The organism is Acinetobacter sp. T63 (assembly GCF_053852345.1).
Genome location: NZ_CM132659.1, coordinates 1631417 through 1648307, shown reverse-complemented (window position 1 = coordinate 1648307; position 16891 = coordinate 1631417). Strand labels below are relative to the sequence as shown.

Here is a 16891-nt window from a genome sequence, read left to right as displayed (position 1 = left end):
AGAATATCGCTTTTTTCTTTTTAATTTCCTTTCGATTTAATCCCTATATTATTTTCTTATATTTGTCGATGTTTCATCCTAGTTAGATGCTTATCTACATCTCTAGATTCAGTTTTTAATCTTCTGCTTTACGGTTAATCGCCTTCATAATCGCATCCATTTCAAAACCACGATACATTAAAAAGCGGATCTGTCTGGCTTTCAGTTTCGGGTCTTTCGTGACATCAGGACCAAACTTTTTAACTTTTAATTCGTAGGCTTGCTGCACCCAGTCGGTTTCTTTCAGTTCTTCTGAAATTAAAGCGGTATCAATTTTTTTGCTTTTCAGCTTCATTTTAATCTGATTGGGGCCTTTGCCTTTGCGCTTTTGGCTGGACAGCAGGGTTTCGGCCACACGCTGGTCACTCTGGTAATTCTCGCGTGACAGTTCATCGACCAAGGCGACCACTTCTTCACGGTTTTCTGCATACAGCGCCAGTTTCTCAATCAGTTCGGCTTTGGAATATTCTTTACGGGTTAGGACTGCAAAAGCATAAGAGCGCAAACGCGAGCCGCTTAAACCCGGTTTGTGCTCCTGACTGTTATTATGTTCGAATAAACGTTCTTCAGGATCAAATTCAGGCGGGGCAGTTGCAGATACAGATGGTGCTGGCTGATCTTCTGCATCGCCAAATTGCTGCTTTAAGGTTTCATAGTCCAACAGTTTAGTGAATTTCGCATCTGACATAAGCATCTCGCAGAAAAGGGCCATCAGCATAATAACAAAACGCCCCGTAGGGCGTATTGTGTAATGTCTAAAGTCTCAACAGTTGAGTCTTACAGATCTAATGAAAAGTCAGGTTCCTCTTCGTCTTTTTCTTCAACCACGTTGCCTGTGGTTAATAGCTGTTCACGAATCAGTTTTTCAATGGTCTGTGCCAGTTCAGGATGTTCTTCCAGATGGCGAATGGTATTGTTTTTACCTTGGCCAATCTTTTCACCTTGATATGAATACCAAGCACCAGCTTTTTGCACAATCTCTTGCTGCACAGCCAGGTCGACCAGTTCACCTAAATGGTTCACACCTTTGCCGTACAGAATCTGGAACAGCGCTTCACGGAACGGAGGTGCCATCTTGTTCTTCACCACTTTTACTTTGGTTTCAGAACCGACAATTTCATCACCTTCTTTAACCTGACCAACACGGCGAATATCTAAACGTACTGAGGCATAGAATTTCAGTGCGTTACCACCAGTGGTGGTTTCCGGGCTACCAAACATCACACCAATCTTCATACGGATCTGGTTAATGAAGATCACCATACAGTTAGAACGTTTGGCATTACCGGTAATTTTACGTAGCGCCTGGCTCATCAGACGAGCCTGCAGGCCCATATGTGAATCACCCATTTCGCCTTCAATTTCGGCACGAGGGGTCAGGGCCGCAACAGAGTCGACGACGATCAGGTCAATTGCGCCTGAACGTACCAGCATGTCGGCAATTTCCAGTGCCTGTTCACCGTTGTCCGGTTGTGAAACCAGCAGGTTGTCAATATCTACACCCAGTTTGCGCGCATATTGAGGATCAAGAGCATGTTCGGCATCAATAAAGGCACAGGTGCCGCCGGCTTTTTGACATTCCGCAATGGCTTGCAGGGTCATTGTGGTTTTACCTGAAGATTCAGGGCCATAAATTTCAATAATACGGCCTTTGGGTAAACCGCCAATACCGAGCGCAATATCCAGCGTTAATGAACCGGTAGATACTGCTTCTACAGCCTGTACGGTATTGTCACCAAGACGCATTACTGTGTTTTTACCAAACTGTTTTTCAATCTGGCTTAGGGCAGCATTTAGCGCCTTGCTTTTATTCTCATCCATCTTACAACCTCAATACGATGTCACCAAACAATATACTCAAGTGGATGTATGTACTTCAAACTCTTTCCACCCGAGTATAGTGACAGAATTTATGTTTCTCTTCTATGAAAATCAGTGGCCTTGCGACACATTCTGACGCCCAAAATTAATCATCATGATATGACCAGGACTGGTCATAGGACTGATCATTTTCTTGTTTAAATTTACTGATTTGTCGTCGGTCTTTTTTACTTGGACGATGATCAGGCCGTGCTAGATTATGCAATTTTCTTTGTGATGCAATCAATTCCCGACGAGCAATACTGACCTCAGTTTCTTCATAAAGTTGCTGGGCCACCGGTGCCGGACCGCGGACTGCTGATAAAGACAGCACTTTGACCGTTTTGCGGTCAAAGCCCTGTTGTACGGTCAGCTCCATGCCAACCCGGATTTCCTTGGAAACTTTGACGCGCTCACCATTATGATGCACCTTGCCGCCTTCAATGGCTGCTTTGGCAATTGAACGGGTTTTAAAAAAGCGGGCCGCCCAGAGCCACTTGTCAATACGCATGCTTTCTACAGCTTCGTGTTGAGCAGATTTAGGCATATATTTTGTTTTCCTCAGCGTGTTGCAATAGGGGAATCAGGTCGGTCAGCGCATGCAGCATCGGATAACGGCTGTCTGCACGGGCTGCTTTGCCTGATGAAGGCTGCTGAATGGTCAGCAGCTGTTGAATACCGAATTTTGCTGCACCATTGAGTACTTTTTCGGTATCATCAATAAAGTAACAGCGGGCAGGATCAAAAGGATGCTGCTGTGCCAGGTGTTGCCAGAACGCGACAAATTCTTTGGCATGTCCAACGCTTTCACTGCTGATCATGACATCAAAATAGTCGGCCAGACCAGTCTGCTCAAGTTTAAAGGCCAGGCCGGCGCAGTCGGCATTGGTGGCCAGCCAGATTGGATAGCCATTGGCTTTTAGGTAATCGAGCAGCTCGATACAGCCCGGTCTTAAAGCCACCTTATGTTTGTGCTCAATCTGCATGGCCAGTACATCGACCCCGACTTTACTGGTCCAGAAGCGCGATGAATACCAGTTGAGGGTATGGTTGTGTTCCTGATAAAACTGGAACAGGGTATCCCGGCTTTCGGCCAGACTGCATTGATGCAACTCGGCATAGCGGACCGGTAACAGCTCATTCCAGATGAAATCATCATAGGCAAGGTCAAGCAGCGTACCATCCATGTCAAAGATGATGGTGGGTTGATCAGAATAATTCGACATATAAGGCTATCTATGTTTAAAAAAACCACAGCACCACAAGATCCACTGATTTTGCAGCTGATGCCCATTGTGACACAGGCATGTGAAATCTTGCGAGAAGAATATCAGCGTTATTGTTCCGGTGCCAATTTTGATATTGAACACAAAAGCGATGAATCGCCCGTAACCCAGGCCGATTTTCGGGTGAATGCCTTCATTACAGAACAGCTGGCCCAGCAGTTTCCAGATGTGCCGCTACTGTCAGAAGAAGGCGCAGTTTATGATCGGGCGCGGTGGGACACGTTCTGGCTGCTTGATCCACTCGATGGCACCAAAGAGTTTTTACATCAACGTCCGGAATTTACCATTAACCTGAGTCTGGTCGAAGGCATTCATACCACCTTTGCCATTCTGGCGATTCCGGGCGAGCAAACGGTGTATATCTGCCCCAAACAGGGCCTGCCGCTACGGTTTAATATCCAGCAACAGCAATGGTACGCCTATCTATATGTAGACAGTGGTCCGCAGATTCAAGTCGGTTTAAGTCAAAGTAGCCAAAATAAACCGGTCTATGAGCAGTATCTACAGGCGCTCGCTACGATTGAACAGGACTATACGGTTTTTCGTGCTGGCAGTGCTTATAAGTTCTGCATGATGCTGGAAGATAAAGTGGATTTATATCCGCGTTTTCACCCAACCAGTGAATGGGACACCAGTGCTGGCCAATGCCTGATTGAACGGATTGGCGGTGGCCTGATTGATTTTCAGGGACGGCCATTTTTATATAACCATCGTGATACGCTGTTAAATGGCAATTTTATTGCCTATAAAAATGCCGAAATGAAAGAGATTGCCTTGCGTGCTCTAGCACTTATGGCGAATGAACATTGAGCTAATTTGCCAACATGCTATAGTGGGCTTAACACCTTTGTATTTGGCTTGATCCATGGCGTTAGAGCTGCTTCCACCGAGTATGTTAAAGGCAATTGATTTGTTGCCCGATGTGCATACTCCCGTGACCTTGTTTACCCGGCATTCCATTCGTGAAAATGTGGCTGGACAGGGACTGGCGGGCTATGATTTGCAGTTAACCGGTCCGGGACGTGAACTGGCGCAAAAATGGGGGGCTTATCTCATTGACCATAGCGGACGCGCCATTCAGCATTGTATCTCTAGTCCGATCCAGCGCTGTGTCGATACTGCCGCTTTAATGATTGAAGGCGCAGATTCGGTACATATTGCGCCAAATACCCATCATATTGAAATTGTCGAGCAGGGCTTGCTGGTCGAGCCAGGCAGTTTTGTGCTGGACATCAAGCAGGCTGGTCCGTATTTTCGCCAGCAGGGTGCGTTGGGCTTTATTAACAGCTTTGTCAATAATGCCTTGCCGGGCATGAAACATCCGATTCATGGCGTGGTGGATGTGCTGGAACTGATTTATAACACTCATCCTAACAGTCCGGGCGGCCTAAGTCTGGCGGTCAGTCATGACACCATTCTGGCTGCGATTATTGCGGTAATTTCAGGGCGTAATGAGGTGTCACAGGAAGACTGGCCACAAATGATGGAAGGGCTGTTTGTCTGGTTTGAAGGTGAAAATTTTCTGGAATCACAGTTGAAATGGATCTGGCGCGGCAAAGTACATACCTTGGATATCTCGCAGTTTCATCAAAAAGTTTAATATAAATTTGCGCTGGGGATGGTTTGTGAAGGTGAGCTATGGCTGGCTTTAATATATCTTGCTCACACTCAAAAAAAATCCACCTAAAATGACTATGTGTTACGCCTATTTCTATTGGGGTGCAAGAGTCTTGTTTGTCTAAAAACCGCCTAAATCAAAATTTTCTTTTCTGCTGCATTTTTGTCCATCATTTAAAAAATAAAAATTAGCTTTCTCTGTATCTGCTCAATAAAGTACAACACATTGCTTTGGACTCTAAACTACTTTAATATATTTAATTAAGTTATTGAAAAATATGTGTTTATTTTTTTATTTTTAGTCATAAATTGACATTGGGGTAAAGTAAATAGTGAAAAGTGTGATCAAGTTTCCGCTTAGTTTGTTAAGTGTAAGTATATTGTCGTTTATGCTGACGGCATGTGGCGGTGGTGGTAGTGATGGAGAAAGTCAACAGCCGAACAATGGGACAGCACCAGATGCTCCGCTGCATGGAAGTCATTATCCTGAGCCAACGCAAGATGTGGTAAGTCCATCTGTTTTGGGTTTTTATGATTTTAATGCCCAGTCTGAATCACGTGAAGTGCGTAATGATTTAACAGGTTCTTTGCAGGCGATGGTGCAGTTTGCCCAAGGCCATGTGGTTGACCCGAATGGTAACGAAGAGAAAAAAATGCCACGTTTAACCGCAGAACGGGAGGCATTGTTATTAATCACACCGATGCAGGAGATGGATCAGATTAATGCACTGCAGGTTGAGGTGTATCAGAATGAACGGCTGTTACGCCGTATCAACCTGGCTGATCCGACTCAAATTCCGGCCTCGGACCAGAGCAATCGTGATGGCCGTGCAGAAGTGCGCTACAGTAAACGGGCCTGGTCAGCGCGCTTAAACTGGGATGAAGTACGTCCGGGCTTAAAATTACGGATCATTGACAGCAAAAACCGCAGTGGTGATTTACTGGCAGAGCAGATTGATTTTGCTGCGCCTGGTGAACTGGTACTAAATAATATTCGGATTGGACTGCTCACTGCGCCCCCACATTCAACAGGGCATGCCATGCTGCTTGAACCGGAAAAGTCAGGCTCAGACTATTTCCAGACCATTCCGGCAGCGCACATGACGGTGGCTAAATATGATGATATTCAGCTGGATCGGGTGATGGTGGCCAACGGCACCATCTACGATAGTCAAAGTGCAGGCGAAGGCGGTGTTTATTCGGGGGATATGCGTGAAAACACGGCGAAATCGACCTTTAGTGTGGGAATTAACTTGGCCAACTGGGGGGTGACCAGTGCTTCGATGCTCAGTCAGCAACAGCCTCAACTGACTCAAACTGTGGTAACTCACCATGCGCGGGGTAAATATAGCAATGGTGAACAGACCCATGGCTTGAGTGGCGGTAACGGCATGTTGACCCTGTATAACTCGGTGGGTAACGAATTTAGCCATGAAATTGGCCATCATTATGGTTTAGGCCATTATCCGGGCTCTTTTAAAGTAGATGATACCACCACCAATTATTTCTGGTCGGCACATCATGCCGATAGTGGCTGGGGCTATATAGGCTATCGCAACAAAATGCGCGGTAATTTGGCTTGGCAATCCTCCAATCTGGGCGATGGCAAAAACGGGGTGCCAAATTTCCTGAAACTGTATCCGTATGGTTGGGATGCCATGTCAGGCGGTGCCACCAATAGCAGTATTTCACGTTATACCCATTACACCGGTTATAGTACCTTTTTGCGTATCCAGCCGCATTTTACCAATCGTCATGTGTGGGATGAAAGCTCGCCATCCGGCTATAAACGCTGGAATCCGGACAGCCGCCAGATGGAAGTGGTCTATCCGAAAGTGCCGAATTCAAGCGAGGTCTGGTATAACAGCGCCGATGGCTATTATTTAAAACCGCGTTTATTTGGGGTGCCGGTGATTACCATTATTGGCGGCTATGATCCGGAAACCCAGCAAGGGGTGTTGTATCCGGCAGCACGCAGCAACTGGGGCAATGTCTATGATTTGCCGGCTGCACAGCGTGGCGCAGAGCAGGCGGCTTGCTGGTTAGATGTTCAATATACCAATCGCAGCCAGAACGTGGCTTTGGCACCTCATCGTATGCGTGGTAATGCTAATAAGCTGCATGTGAACCTGGCCATTACAGATCAGCCGCAACAGGTTAATTTGTACTGCAAAAAAGCCAATGAAGCTGAGAAATTATTATCGACACTTACGATTCCTCAATACGGCACTGCCATTTCAGCTGCTGTAAAAATTGGACGTGAGGATGGTTATACGGCGCTTAGAAAAGTGGAATTGCCGGAATTCCAGCAGCAATTGGAAGCACAGGCCAATCAGGCGGTGATCGCTTTAAAGCCAGCTGCACAATTACTATATGATTCTTATGCAGAAAATCGTCATGAATTGAGTGCACTAGCTCAGCAGCAGTTGCAGCGTTATGAACAGCAGCAACAGAACATCTACCGTTTGAATCGCTGGATGAATGTCTACCGTGCCGATCTGGAGCATGCAAAACCTGAAGCGCAAACAGCGCTGGAAGGCTTCGTGACGCAGTTGGGACTGGCCAATGAAGATCTTCTGGCTGAAGCAACGCTACTTAAAAACAGAAATAACTGTTTGAAAGTGGAAACTCTGGCGACAGGTCAGAAAAATGTCTATATCAGTGGTGCAAGCGCCTGTACCGGAGATGACACCGAGCAATGGATTTATGATGGTTTGGGCCGGATTCATAGTAAAGCCGAGATAGATTTGTGTTTAAGCAATAACAGCAATGTGGTAACACTGGCCAGCTGTAGCACCACACAGGACAGTCAGGTGTGGACAATGCATACAGAAACCGGAACCATCCGCCAGGGTGCTCAATGTTTTGATCTGGAACATGGTTATTTAAAAGACAATCGTGCCCGTTTAATCCGCTATGGCTGTACCGGTGGGGCTAACCAGCAATGGACCCAGTTAAGCGCTAATAATAGTCTGCAACTGGCTTATTTAACCCCAGAAAACTTAAGACTGATGCTGAAATAACAATTCATATTCAACATTCTAGTCTGAATTATATAAACACCTTCTAAGTAGTTTAGGAGGTGTTTTTTTATGGGGGATGTTGTGGCAATCAAAAATATAGGGGGACAGATTTATTTTCTAGTGATGGTAGGTCGTGTGATGGTTAGATGTTTTTTAGACGGTTTAGTGTGGAATTGAGATGGAATCGATCGGGACGTAAACGTATTGAGGATAAGATCGGACCAAAATAAAATCTACAGATACAAAAAAAGCCCTGAATCAGGGCTCTTTCTGCTTTGCGATTAGTTAGAAGCTAATGCTTTAACTTGCGCGTTCAAGCGGCTCTTATGACGAGCAGCTTTATTTTTATGGATGATGCCTTTATCAGCCATGCGGTCGATTACAGGTACAGCTTTTTTGTAAGCTTCTGAAGCAACAGCATAGTCACCAGCAGCGATAGCAGCTACTGTACGTTTAAGATAGGTACGAACCATAGAACGCAAGCTTGCGTTATGTTTACGTGCTTTAACGTTTTGACGAGCACGTTTTTTAGCTTGAGCAGAGTTTGCCACTCGTGCACTCCTTGAAATAGATTGGTCTGGGCGGGCCGCAATTCAACTGAAAACCACATCAGCAGAATTTCACCAGCCCGTAAACAAGTGCCATATTTTGATTAAACAATGCGTCGAAGTCAAGTCTTGACAAGCTTTGACAACATTTAAGATGCAGAAAAAAATGAAAGAAAACGTTAGATTAGTGTGAGTGCCTGAATATTGGATAAAAAATGACTCAAATCATAAAAAAAGCCATTGTCATTGGATCGACCGGTTTGGTCGGCCGGGCGCTGGTTTCTGCCTTAAATGATCATCCTGCCTGTCAGCAGGTTACGGCGGTGGTGCGTCGTCCGGATGCAGCCTTTGAACAGATGGCCAAAGTACAGCCATTGGTGCTGGAAGATTTACTGATGCTGAATGATCAGGATGTCAGCGAGCATAGTCATGGCTTTAGCTGTTTGGGTACCACCCTGAAAAAAGCCGGCTCAAAAGATAACTTTTATGCGACCGACTTTACTATCAATGCCCATTTTGCCGAGCTGTTGCAGCAAACCTCTGCCCATTATCTGCTGGTCAGTGCCTTGGGGGCCAATGCCAGATCGCCATTTTTTTATAATCGGGTCAAAGGTGAACTGGAACAGTACATTCAGAACTTATCTTTAAGCAAAGTTTCACTGCTGCGCCCATCTTTATTGCTAGGCGAGCGTCAGGATGCACGTTTTCTGGAAGATCTGTCACAGCAGCTGTTTCAGCGCTGTTCATCTTTTTTGCCTAAAAATTTTAAACATCGGCCAGTGACAGCCGGGCAGGTGGCTCATACTATGGTCGAGGCTGCCTTAACTCAAACTGAAAAGTTTGAAATTTATGATAATTTACGCATACAACATACAAAATGAGGGAAACACACGTGTCTACAGTTGCTTTCGTTACTTGTGATTTGCTGGATGATAACCCGGATAAACAGCTGCAAGTGGTCACCCCATCAATGGATGGCAAATTTTTCAAAAGCTATGGCGCGCGTAAAAGTTTTGGCGGTCAGGTGGTGACGGTAAAATGCTTTGAAGATAATTCGCGTGTAAAAGAATTACTGGCGACTGAAGGCCGGGGCAAAGTGCTGGTGGTGGATGGTGGTGCGTCAATGCGCTGTGCACTTATGGGCGACCTGATTGCCGAATCTGCAGTAAAAAACAACTGGAATGGTGTGATTATTTACGGTTGTGTACGTGATGTCGATGCCATTGCTGAACTGGATTTAGGCGTACATGCGCTGGCAGCAATTCCACAAAAAAGTAACCGTAAAGGCGTGGGTGAGGTCGATATTCCGCTCAGCTTTGGTGGTGTGAATATTCAGTCGGGTGATTATATTTATGCCGATAATAATGGTATTGTGGTGGCCAAAGAAGCATTGGTGGAGCTGTAATCAACCCGATTCGGCATTCATCTTCTAGAACATAACAAGAACAGGAAGGTCATGATGTTGCATCATCAAATTAAAGTGGTACAGGCATTGGCTTCTGCTTTGACCGAAGGCGGGCGCGGAAGCAATGGCACAGCATTTCCCAAGCAACCTGAGCAGCCGCTCAAGTTGTATGAGTTTGAAGGTTCACCATTTTGTCGACGTGTCCGCGAAGTCATGACCTTGCTGAATCTGGATTATGAAGTCTATCCCTGTCCTAAAGGTGGTAAAAAATACCGTCCGCAGGTCAAGGAATTGGGCGGTAAACTGCAATTTCCATTTCTGGTAGATGAAAATACTGGAGATCATCTCTACGAATCGCAGCAGATTATTCATCATCTGTTTAAACACTATGGCAAAAGCGGGAAAACCCCGCGGCGCTATGCACATTATCCAAAAATTCCCTTTGTGGCCTTTGCTGGTACGCTGCTTAATGGTGCACGCGGGGTCTGGGTCAAGAAAAAGATTAAAAACCGTGCGGCACCAGAGCAACTGCTGGAGCTGTGGGGTTTTGAAGCCAGTCCGTATACGCGCATTGTGCGCAGTACCTTAACCGAGCTGGAATTGCCTTTTATTTTCCATATTGTGGCCAAAGAGCGCTGGCAGGATCAGGGGCTGGCCAAATTACGTTTAAAGCCAGGTAAATATGTACCTTTAAAGGGCGGTAAACGTGAGAAAGTCTTGGCACTGATGGGAGAGAATATTCAGGTGCCTTATCTGGTTGATCCGAATACCGGCGCTCATATGTTTGAATCGGATGATATTGTGCATTATTTGCAGCGCCAGTATGGTTAAAACTCTCAAGTTAAAAGCATCTTCGGATGCTTTTTTGTTTTTATGAAGATATCCGCGTTCAAACGCTGGATCTCCATGCTAAAGCCGATACACTAGGCACAGCGAATTTCAGGATATAACCATATGTTCAATAAAGTGGCGCAACTGTTTAAAAGCAAGCCCTCTCCAGAAGCAGAATTTCTGGCTGAACATCAGATTCAGTTTGATCCGCAACACGGCTATATCGTCGATGGTATTGTGCTGAATGATGCTTTATCGGAGCGGCTGGAGTATTTGTCTAATCGGCGTATGAACCGTTTTGATGACCTGAAAGAACTGTATTTTACCGCCATGCTGATCAATGAAAAAATTGATCTGGAAATTGCCACGCAAAGCTTTGTGACGCGTTTGGGCAACACAGAAGAAAACCTGTTGCAGTTTAAAAGTATCGTGAAACGCCTGAATGATTATTATCGTCAGTTTTTGCGTGAGAAAAAGTAAGCTTCAATCCATTTTTCAGCCAGATGCAGTCTCATTTTTTCAGATAAAGATTAAGAAAAATTAACGTAATGGATGGAAATGCTCGTGTTAGTATAAGCCGCATGTTGATTAGACCTAAAAGCTATATACATGTTCCAACACGAAAGCTCCCAACTCAATCTGAAACAATTAAAAACGGGCGAAAAACGCTGGGTGGGCAATTTGCAGGGCTCATCCGCGGCCTTGCTGATCAAGCAGCTGAGCACCCTGCATAAACAGTTATTGATTGTGGTGGCGCGTAACAGCCAGCATTTGGGGCAGTTGGAAAGCGAATTTGAGTTTTATGGTATTCAACCGACCATTTTCCCGGATTGGGAAATTTTACCTTATGACCGTTTATCGCCGCATCAGGATATTGTCTCTGAGCGTCTGGCGATTTTATCGAATATGCCACAGCAGGGCGTACTGCTGGTGTCGGCTGCAACCCTGGCGCAGCGTGTGGCGCCAACCTCTTGGGTCTTAGGTGAGCATTTTGATATTCAGGTTGGCCAGAAGTTTGAACTGGAACAGCAAAAGAAACGCCTGATTCAGGCTGGTTATCATCTGGTCGATACAGTCTATGACCATGGTGAATTTGCGGTGCGCGGCAGTATTATGGATATTTTTGCTTCAGGGCAAGAAGCACCAATCCGGATTGACCTGTTTGATGATGAAATTGAAAGCCTGAAGTTTTTTGATCCGGAAACCCAGCGGACTACCCAAACCATTCAGCAATTTTCAGTACTACCCGCCAAAGAGTTTCCTTTAAAAGAAGGCCGTTCGCTGTTCCGCGATCGTTATGCAGAATTATTCCCAAGTGCAAATCCAAAGAAAAGCCCGGTGTATCAGGATGTGCTCGATGGCATTGTCTCGCCAGGGATAGAGTTCTATTTTCCGTTATTCTTTAGCGCTCAGGCAATGGCTGCCGAAAGTACCTTAATGGCGTACTTACCTGAGAATGGCATTGTCATTACAGATAAAGAGCTGGAAGAAAGTTTAAACAGCTTCTGGCAGGAAGTAAACCGCCGTTATGAAGATCGCCGGCATAATATTGACCAGCCTATTTTACCGCCAGAGCAACTGTTTTTATCATCGCAGCAGGTGCTGGGACAGCTGAACCAGTTTGGCCGCATCATCGCCTCGGCAGATCATTTTGCTGAAAAAGCCGGTGTGGTAAATCTGGCCACTGAAGCACCGCCTAAATTGCCGGTCGATCCGAAACGGGAAAAACCATTTAGTCTAGTCAAAGAGTATATTAACGCGGCCAATCATCCGGTGTTGCTGGTTGCAGAAAGTGCTGGTCGCCGTGAAACTTTGAAAGATGCGCTGCGTTCCACTCTGGGAGAAATCCCAACGGTTGAGAACTTTGCTGAATTCCAGAAATCTTTATACGCCGTTGCCATTACCAACGCTCCTTTAGATCGTGGTCTGGTAATTCAGGGCCAGCTTTCGGTCATTTCGGAAAATCAGCTCTATGAACATCGTGTGGTTCAACGTCGGCGTAAACGTCAGCAGGAAGTCTCGGAAGAGTTTTTAATACGCAGTCTGACCGAGCTGAGTATTGGCGCGCCGGTGGTACATATTGATCACGGTGTGGGGCGTTATGCCGGACTGGTGACGCTGGAAATTGATCAGCAGGATCATGAATTCTTGCAGCTCGATTATGCCGATGGCGCCAAAGTCTATGTGCCAGTGACTAATTTGCATTTAATTAGCCGCTATAGTGGTGGCGATCCGGATTTGGCGCCGCTACATAAACTTGGCACTGATGCCTGGAACAAGGCCAAGCGTAAAGCTTTGGAGCAGATTCATGATGTTGCAGCTGAGTTGCTACATATACAGGCACGCCGTCAGTCCAAACCGGGCTATGCCTTTGAGCTGGATGAAAAACTGTATATGCAGTTTGCGTCCGGGTTTGCCTATGAAGCAACCCTGGATCAGGCCAATGCCATTGAAGCAACCTTATATGATATGCAGCAGGCCAAACCGATGGACCGTCTGGTTTGTGGGGATGTTGGCTTTGGTAAAACCGAAGTGGCCATGCGTGCCGCCTTTGTCGCCGTGCAAAATAATAAACAGGTAGCGGTCTTGGTACCGACCACCTTGCTGGCACAGCAGCATTATGAATCCTTTAAAGACCGTTTTGCCGACTGGCCGGTGCGTATTGAAGTCCTGTCGCGTTTTGGTTCATCCAAAACCCATACTAAAATCATTGAAGATTTGGCCGAAGGCAAAGTCGATATTGTGATTGGTACCCATAAAATTTTGCAGGAAAATGTCCAGTTCAAACAGCTGGGTCTGATGATTGTCGATGAAGAACACCGTTTCGGTGTGCGCGATAAAGAGCGGATTAAAGCCTTGCGCGCCGATGTCGATATGCTGACCTTAACGGCAACCCCCATTCCACGTACCTTGAATATGGCCTTTAGTGGTATGCGCGATTTATCCATCATTGCCACACCACCTGCGCGTCGTTTAGCCGTAAAAACCTTTGTGCAAGAACAGACTGGTGATTCAGTCAAAGAAGCGATTTTGCGTGAATTGCTGCGTGGCGGTCAGGTGTATTTCCTGCATAATGAAGTCGATACCATTGAACGTGCAGCAGAAAATATCCGCCAGCTGGTGCCGGAAGCGCGAGTTGCAGTCGCACATGGCCAGATGCGTGAGCGTGAACTGGAGCAGGTGATGCAGCAGTTCTATCATAAAGAATATAATGTGCTGGTCTGTTCCACCATTATTGAAACCGGGATTGATGTCCCGAATGCCAATACCATTTTAATTGAACGCGCCGACAAGCTCGGCCTGGCGCAATTACACCAGCTACGCGGCCGGGTCGGACGTTCGCACCATCAGGCTTATGCCTATTTGCTGGTGCCGTCGATTAAAGGCTTAAAAGGTGATGCTGAAAAACGTCTGGATGCGATTCAGCGTGCATCGACCTTGGGTGCCGGTTTTATGCTGGCCACCGAAGATCTGGAAATTCGTGGTGCCGGTGAACTTCTCGGGGAACAGCAAAGCGGTTCGATGCAGGCCATTGGTTATAGCCTGTATATGGAAATGCTGGAAAAAGCCACTAAAGCCATTCAAAAAGGCAAAACCCCAAATTTCGATGCGCCGTTGTCGTTAACAGCGGAAATCAACCTGCACATGCCAGCCTTGATTCCGGATGAGTATCTGGGCGATGTGCATCAGCGTTTATTATTCTATAAACGTATCAGCAATACCGATACACAGGAAAAACTCGACAACATCCGTATGGAACTGATTGACCGTTTTGGTATTCCACCACAACCGGTAAAACAGCTATTTGCCGTGCATCAGCTGCGTCTGAAAGCCGAGCAGCTCGGTATTACCAAAATTGATGTGGGTGCCAATGGTGGCAATATCGAGTTTTCACCAGATACCCCGGTGCAGGCAATCAGCATTATCCAGATGATGCAGAAACATCCGACCTATTTCCGGATGGATGGCGGACAGCGTTTAAAAGTCATGGTGCTGCTGGATGAACATCAAAAACGGATTCAGTTTATTTCCGATTTGCTGGAGCAACTGCTGCGTGAGCTGCCAGCCTGAGTTAGCGCTCAGTCCTGATGCAATTCCTGCTGTTTATTTAATCGCTGACTGCGCAAAGAAGTCTTGATTATTTAAGGAAATTTATTGAAGATAGGGGATTGCTCTGGCTGGCTGCAAATAGTGTGTTATTTGTGGTGAAACGGCCGTTATAGAATATTCACGTCCTTTGGGATGTGATAGTATTAGCCATCATTCTAATTTGCGTCATTTATAAAGATATGTTTAGTTTGCATCCACAACTTGCTCAAGATACTTTTTTTGTAGGCGACTTTCCCCTGTCAACATGTCGTTTAATGAATGATATGCAATTTCCTTGGCTCATTCTTATTCCACGTGTGCCGGGCATTACCGAACTCTATGAATTAAGCCAGGCCGACCAGGAACAGTTCCTGCGTGAATCGAGCTGGTTATCTAGCCAACTGTCACGTGTATTCCGTGCCGATAAAATGAATGTCGCTGCACTGGGTAACATGGTGCCACAATTACATTTCCATCATGTGGTGCGTTATCAAAATGATGTGGCATGGCCAAAACCGGTCTGGGGAACACCAGCAGTACCGTATAACAATGAAGTGCTGAACCATATGCGCCAAACGCTAATGTTGGCACTACGCGGTCAGGGCGATATGCCATTTGACTGGCGAATGGACTGATATTCGTGTTTGCATCATGCAGGGATGTATGGTGTGACCAGATCCGCTAAGGAGAGTAGAGTACGGTGTCACTAGGTTATTGGATGGATCGAGATCCTACACAATTTGATTACCTGCATCGGGTTATGGGCTATGCCAGTTTATCGCTGATCCTGATTGTCTATCATTACACCTATCCAGACACCCAGTACCAAATTTATATTCCGGTTTTATTGGCATTTTTGCTGTTTATTACCCCGAAACTGTCGCGCTGGCTACAATCTAAATATAACTATCAGATTAAAAGAAATATCTTATTTATTATAGATATTATGATTGTGGCCATCTGTCTGTCGGCCGTGCATTTAAATCTGGTCCTGACCTTTGCGGCTATTTTTGCCTTGCTGTATACCGCCATTAACGTCAAAGTGTCGTTCTTTTTGGTGTCGCTGGCGGCTTTATTTGCAGCGTCGGTATTCTATCTGTGCAATATTTTCGTATTTGGCTTTGGTGAATATTTTGAATACACCACCAATGAGCTGACCATTCTGGCCTTCCTGTGCATGATCGTGTATTTCGGGATGGGCAGTGTTTATCAGACCCGCCGGATTCGTGCCTCTAACCATAAGCGTGAACATTATTATCAGCAAATGAACCGCTATATGGAGTTTGCCAACCAGTTGAGCCGTTATGCGCCGCTTCAGCTCTGGCACTCGATCATGAAAGGCGAGTCAGAAGCCAAAATTGAATATAAACGTAAAAAACTCACCATCTTCTTTTCCGATATTCAGGGCTTTACCGAGCTGTCTGAAACCCTGATTCCAGACGATTTAGCCTACCTGCTGAATGATTATTTGAGTCATATGACTGAAATTGCCAAGCAGTATGAAGCCACCGTCGATAAGTTTATGGGGGATGCCATCCTGATTTTCTTTGGTGATCCAAGCAGTCAGGGTGTAGAAAATGATGCCAAGACCTGCGTTGAAATGGCCATTGCCATGCGCCAGCAGATGAAACTGCTGCGTGAACGCTGGATTAAAATGGGCTATCCGCCGTTACATATCCGCATGGGCATCAGTACCGGTTATTGCCACGTGGGTAACTATGGTGCGGCGCATCGGATGGCCTATACCATTGTCGGCCGCGATGCCAATCTGGCAGCGCGTTTGCAAAGCGCAGCCGAAGTTGATGAAATCCTGCTGTCAGATGATACCTATCAACTGGTGAAAAATGATTATCTGTGTGCGCCGAAAGCGCCAATTTTCCTGAAAGGTATTCAGGGTCCGGTGAAAACCTGGCAGGTCATGGAAAAATATGCGGCCAGAAAATCCGATTATCAGCGCTGGTTTGACTATGAATACAAAGGTTTTCATCTGTTGCTGAATCTGGATGAAGTGCAAAACTTTGAATATCCGGAACTGATTGGTGTGCTGGAAAAAATGATTAAACGGATTCAGACCCAGCAAAAACTGACCAACTCGCAGGGTATTGTGAAATTAAAACTGGAAGATGAAGTGATTGAAGAAGTCGAGGTTAATCGACCAGATCGGGAATTTCATTAAATTATAAAGATAGATGA

The 16891-nt window shown here is 45.9% G+C and carries 15 protein-coding genes; 10 read left to right on the top strand and 5 right to left on the bottom strand.

Going from position 1 to position 16891, the window contains the following annotated elements:
- Positions 1 to 115: 115 nt before the first annotated feature.
- The 4 genes from ACVLR6_RS08030 to ACVLR6_RS08015 form a co-directional block, all read right to left on the bottom strand.
- The gene (locus ACVLR6_RS08030) at positions 116 to 727 is read right to left on the bottom strand and encodes a regulatory protein RecX (protein ID WP_411687415.1); all 612 of its coding nucleotides are present in this window, start codon (positions 725 to 727) and stop codon (positions 116 to 118) included.
- 89 nt (positions 728 to 816) lie between these two features.
- Positions 817 to 1860: a recombinase RecA gene (gene recA, locus ACVLR6_RS08025; protein ID WP_005178495.1), complete on the bottom strand. Its 1044-nt coding sequence runs from the start codon at positions 1858 to 1860 to the stop codon at positions 817 to 819.
- A gap of 145 nt (positions 1861 to 2005) precedes the next feature.
- Positions 2006 to 2446 (bottom strand): RNA-binding S4 domain-containing protein, encoded by a 441-nt coding sequence (locus tag ACVLR6_RS08020; RefSeq protein ID WP_005178493.1) that lies wholly within the window; start codon positions 2444 to 2446, stop codon positions 2006 to 2008.
- On the bottom strand, positions 2439 to 3125 hold the full coding sequence (locus tag ACVLR6_RS08015) for an HAD-IA family hydrolase (RefSeq protein WP_005178491.1): 687 nt from the start codon (positions 3123 to 3125) through the stop codon (positions 2439 to 2441). Before ACVLR6_RS08015 ends, ACVLR6_RS08020 begins: the two co-directional genes overlap by 8 nt.
- Positions 3126 to 3137: 12 nt before the next feature.
- Between ACVLR6_RS08015 and ACVLR6_RS08010 the strand changes: the two genes are divergently transcribed.
- From ACVLR6_RS08010 to ACVLR6_RS08000, 3 genes are all read left to right on the top strand, one after another.
- The gene (locus ACVLR6_RS08010; RefSeq protein WP_180074751.1) at positions 3138 to 3995 is read left to right on the top strand and encodes a 3'(2'),5'-bisphosphate nucleotidase CysQ family protein; all 858 of its coding nucleotides are present in this window, start codon (positions 3138 to 3140) and stop codon (positions 3993 to 3995) included.
- Positions 3996 to 4050: 55 nt separating this feature from the next.
- Positions 4051 to 4785 carry a histidine phosphatase family protein gene (locus tag ACVLR6_RS08005; protein ID WP_005178488.1) on the top strand — a complete coding sequence of 245 codons (735 nt, stop codon included), beginning with the start codon at positions 4051 to 4053 and terminating at the stop codon, positions 4783 to 4785.
- A gap of 361 nt (positions 4786 to 5146) precedes the next feature.
- Complete coding sequence (locus tag ACVLR6_RS08000) at positions 5147 to 7825, top strand: M66 family metalloprotease (protein ID WP_410487185.1); 2679 nt, start codon at positions 5147 to 5149, stop codon at positions 7823 to 7825.
- A gap of 281 nt (positions 7826 to 8106) precedes the next feature.
- Here the strand turns inward: ACVLR6_RS08000 and rpsT are convergent, their stop codons facing one another.
- Positions 8107 to 8376, bottom strand: a complete 270-nt coding sequence (gene rpsT, locus ACVLR6_RS07995) for a 30S ribosomal protein S20 (protein ID WP_005178484.1) — start codon at positions 8374 to 8376, stop codon at positions 8107 to 8109.
- 212 nt (positions 8377 to 8588) lie between these two features.
- Here rpsT and ACVLR6_RS07990 point away from each other — a divergent pair, with 212 nt between their 5' ends.
- The 7 genes from ACVLR6_RS07990 (at position 8589) to ACVLR6_RS07960 (ending at position 16874) form a co-directional block, all read left to right on the top strand.
- A complete protein-coding gene (locus ACVLR6_RS07990; RefSeq protein ID WP_075167976.1) occupies positions 8589 to 9254 on the top strand; it encodes an NAD(P)H-binding protein in 666 nt (221 codons plus the stop codon).
- 11 nt (positions 9255 to 9265) lie between these two features.
- Complete coding sequence (gene rraA, locus ACVLR6_RS07985; protein WP_005178481.1) at positions 9266 to 9778, top strand: ribonuclease E activity regulator RraA; 513 nt, start codon at positions 9266 to 9268, stop codon at positions 9776 to 9778.
- Between the two features lie 54 nt (positions 9779 to 9832).
- The gene (locus ACVLR6_RS07980) at positions 9833 to 10609 is read left to right on the top strand and encodes a glutathione S-transferase N-terminal domain-containing protein (RefSeq protein WP_455996169.1); all 777 of its coding nucleotides are present in this window, start codon (positions 9833 to 9835) and stop codon (positions 10607 to 10609) included.
- A 123-nt stretch (positions 10610 to 10732) separates the two neighbouring features.
- Positions 10733 to 11089: a hypothetical protein gene (locus tag ACVLR6_RS07975; RefSeq protein ID WP_005178476.1), complete on the top strand. Its 357-nt coding sequence runs from the start codon at positions 10733 to 10735 to the stop codon at positions 11087 to 11089.
- Positions 11090 to 11218: 129 nt separating this feature from the next.
- The gene (gene mfd, locus ACVLR6_RS07970; RefSeq protein WP_455994915.1) at positions 11219 to 14680 is read left to right on the top strand and encodes a transcription-repair coupling factor; all 3462 of its coding nucleotides are present in this window, start codon (positions 11219 to 11221) and stop codon (positions 14678 to 14680) included.
- 218 nt (positions 14681 to 14898) lie between these two features.
- On the top strand, positions 14899 to 15333 hold the full coding sequence (locus ACVLR6_RS07965) for an HIT domain-containing protein (RefSeq protein WP_005178471.1): 435 nt from the start codon (positions 14899 to 14901) through the stop codon (positions 15331 to 15333).
- Between the two features lie 83 nt (positions 15334 to 15416).
- Entirely contained in the window at positions 15417 to 16874 is a 1458-nt protein-coding gene (locus tag ACVLR6_RS07960) for an adenylate/guanylate cyclase domain-containing protein (RefSeq protein ID WP_171525163.1), read from the top strand.
- Positions 16875 to 16891 lie beyond the last annotated feature (17 nt).

Bases quoted from the DNA above. Each gene is read 5' to 3' on its own strand.
- ACVLR6_RS08030 (WP_411687415.1), bottom strand. From the start codon at position 727: ATGTCAGATGCGAAATTCACTAAACTGTTGGACTATGAAACCTTAAAG.
- recA (WP_005178495.1), bottom strand. From the start codon at position 1,860: ATGGATGAGAATAAAAGCAAGGCGCTAAATGCTGCCCTAAGCCAGATT.
- ACVLR6_RS08020 (WP_005178493.1), bottom strand. From the start codon at position 2,446: ATGCCTAAATCTGCTCAACACGAAGCTGTAGAAAGCATGCGTATTGAC.
- ACVLR6_RS08015 (WP_005178491.1), bottom strand. From the start codon at position 3,125: ATGTCGAATTATTCTGATCAACCCACCATCATCTTTGACATGGATGGT.
- ACVLR6_RS08010 (WP_180074751.1), top strand. From the start codon at position 3,138: ATGTTTAAAAAAACCACAGCACCACAAGATCCACTGATTTTGCAGCTG.
- ACVLR6_RS08005 (WP_005178488.1), top strand. From the start codon at position 4,051: ATGGCGTTAGAGCTGCTTCCACCGAGTATGTTAAAGGCAATTGATTTG.
- ACVLR6_RS07990 (WP_075167976.1), top strand. From the start codon at position 8,589: ATGACTCAAATCATAAAAAAAGCCATTGTCATTGGATCGACCGGTTTG.
- ACVLR6_RS07980 (WP_455996169.1), top strand. From the start codon at position 9,833: ATGTTGCATCATCAAATTAAAGTGGTACAGGCATTGGCTTCTGCTTTG.
- ACVLR6_RS07975 (WP_005178476.1), top strand. From the start codon at position 10,733: ATGTTCAATAAAGTGGCGCAACTGTTTAAAAGCAAGCCCTCTCCAGAA.
- mfd (WP_455994915.1), top strand. From the start codon at position 11,219: ATGTTCCAACACGAAAGCTCCCAACTCAATCTGAAACAATTAAAAACG.
- ACVLR6_RS07965 (WP_005178471.1), top strand. From the start codon at position 14,899: ATGTTTAGTTTGCATCCACAACTTGCTCAAGATACTTTTTTTGTAGGC.
- ACVLR6_RS07960 (WP_171525163.1), top strand. From the start codon at position 15,417: ATGGATCGAGATCCTACACAATTTGATTACCTGCATCGGGTTATGGGC.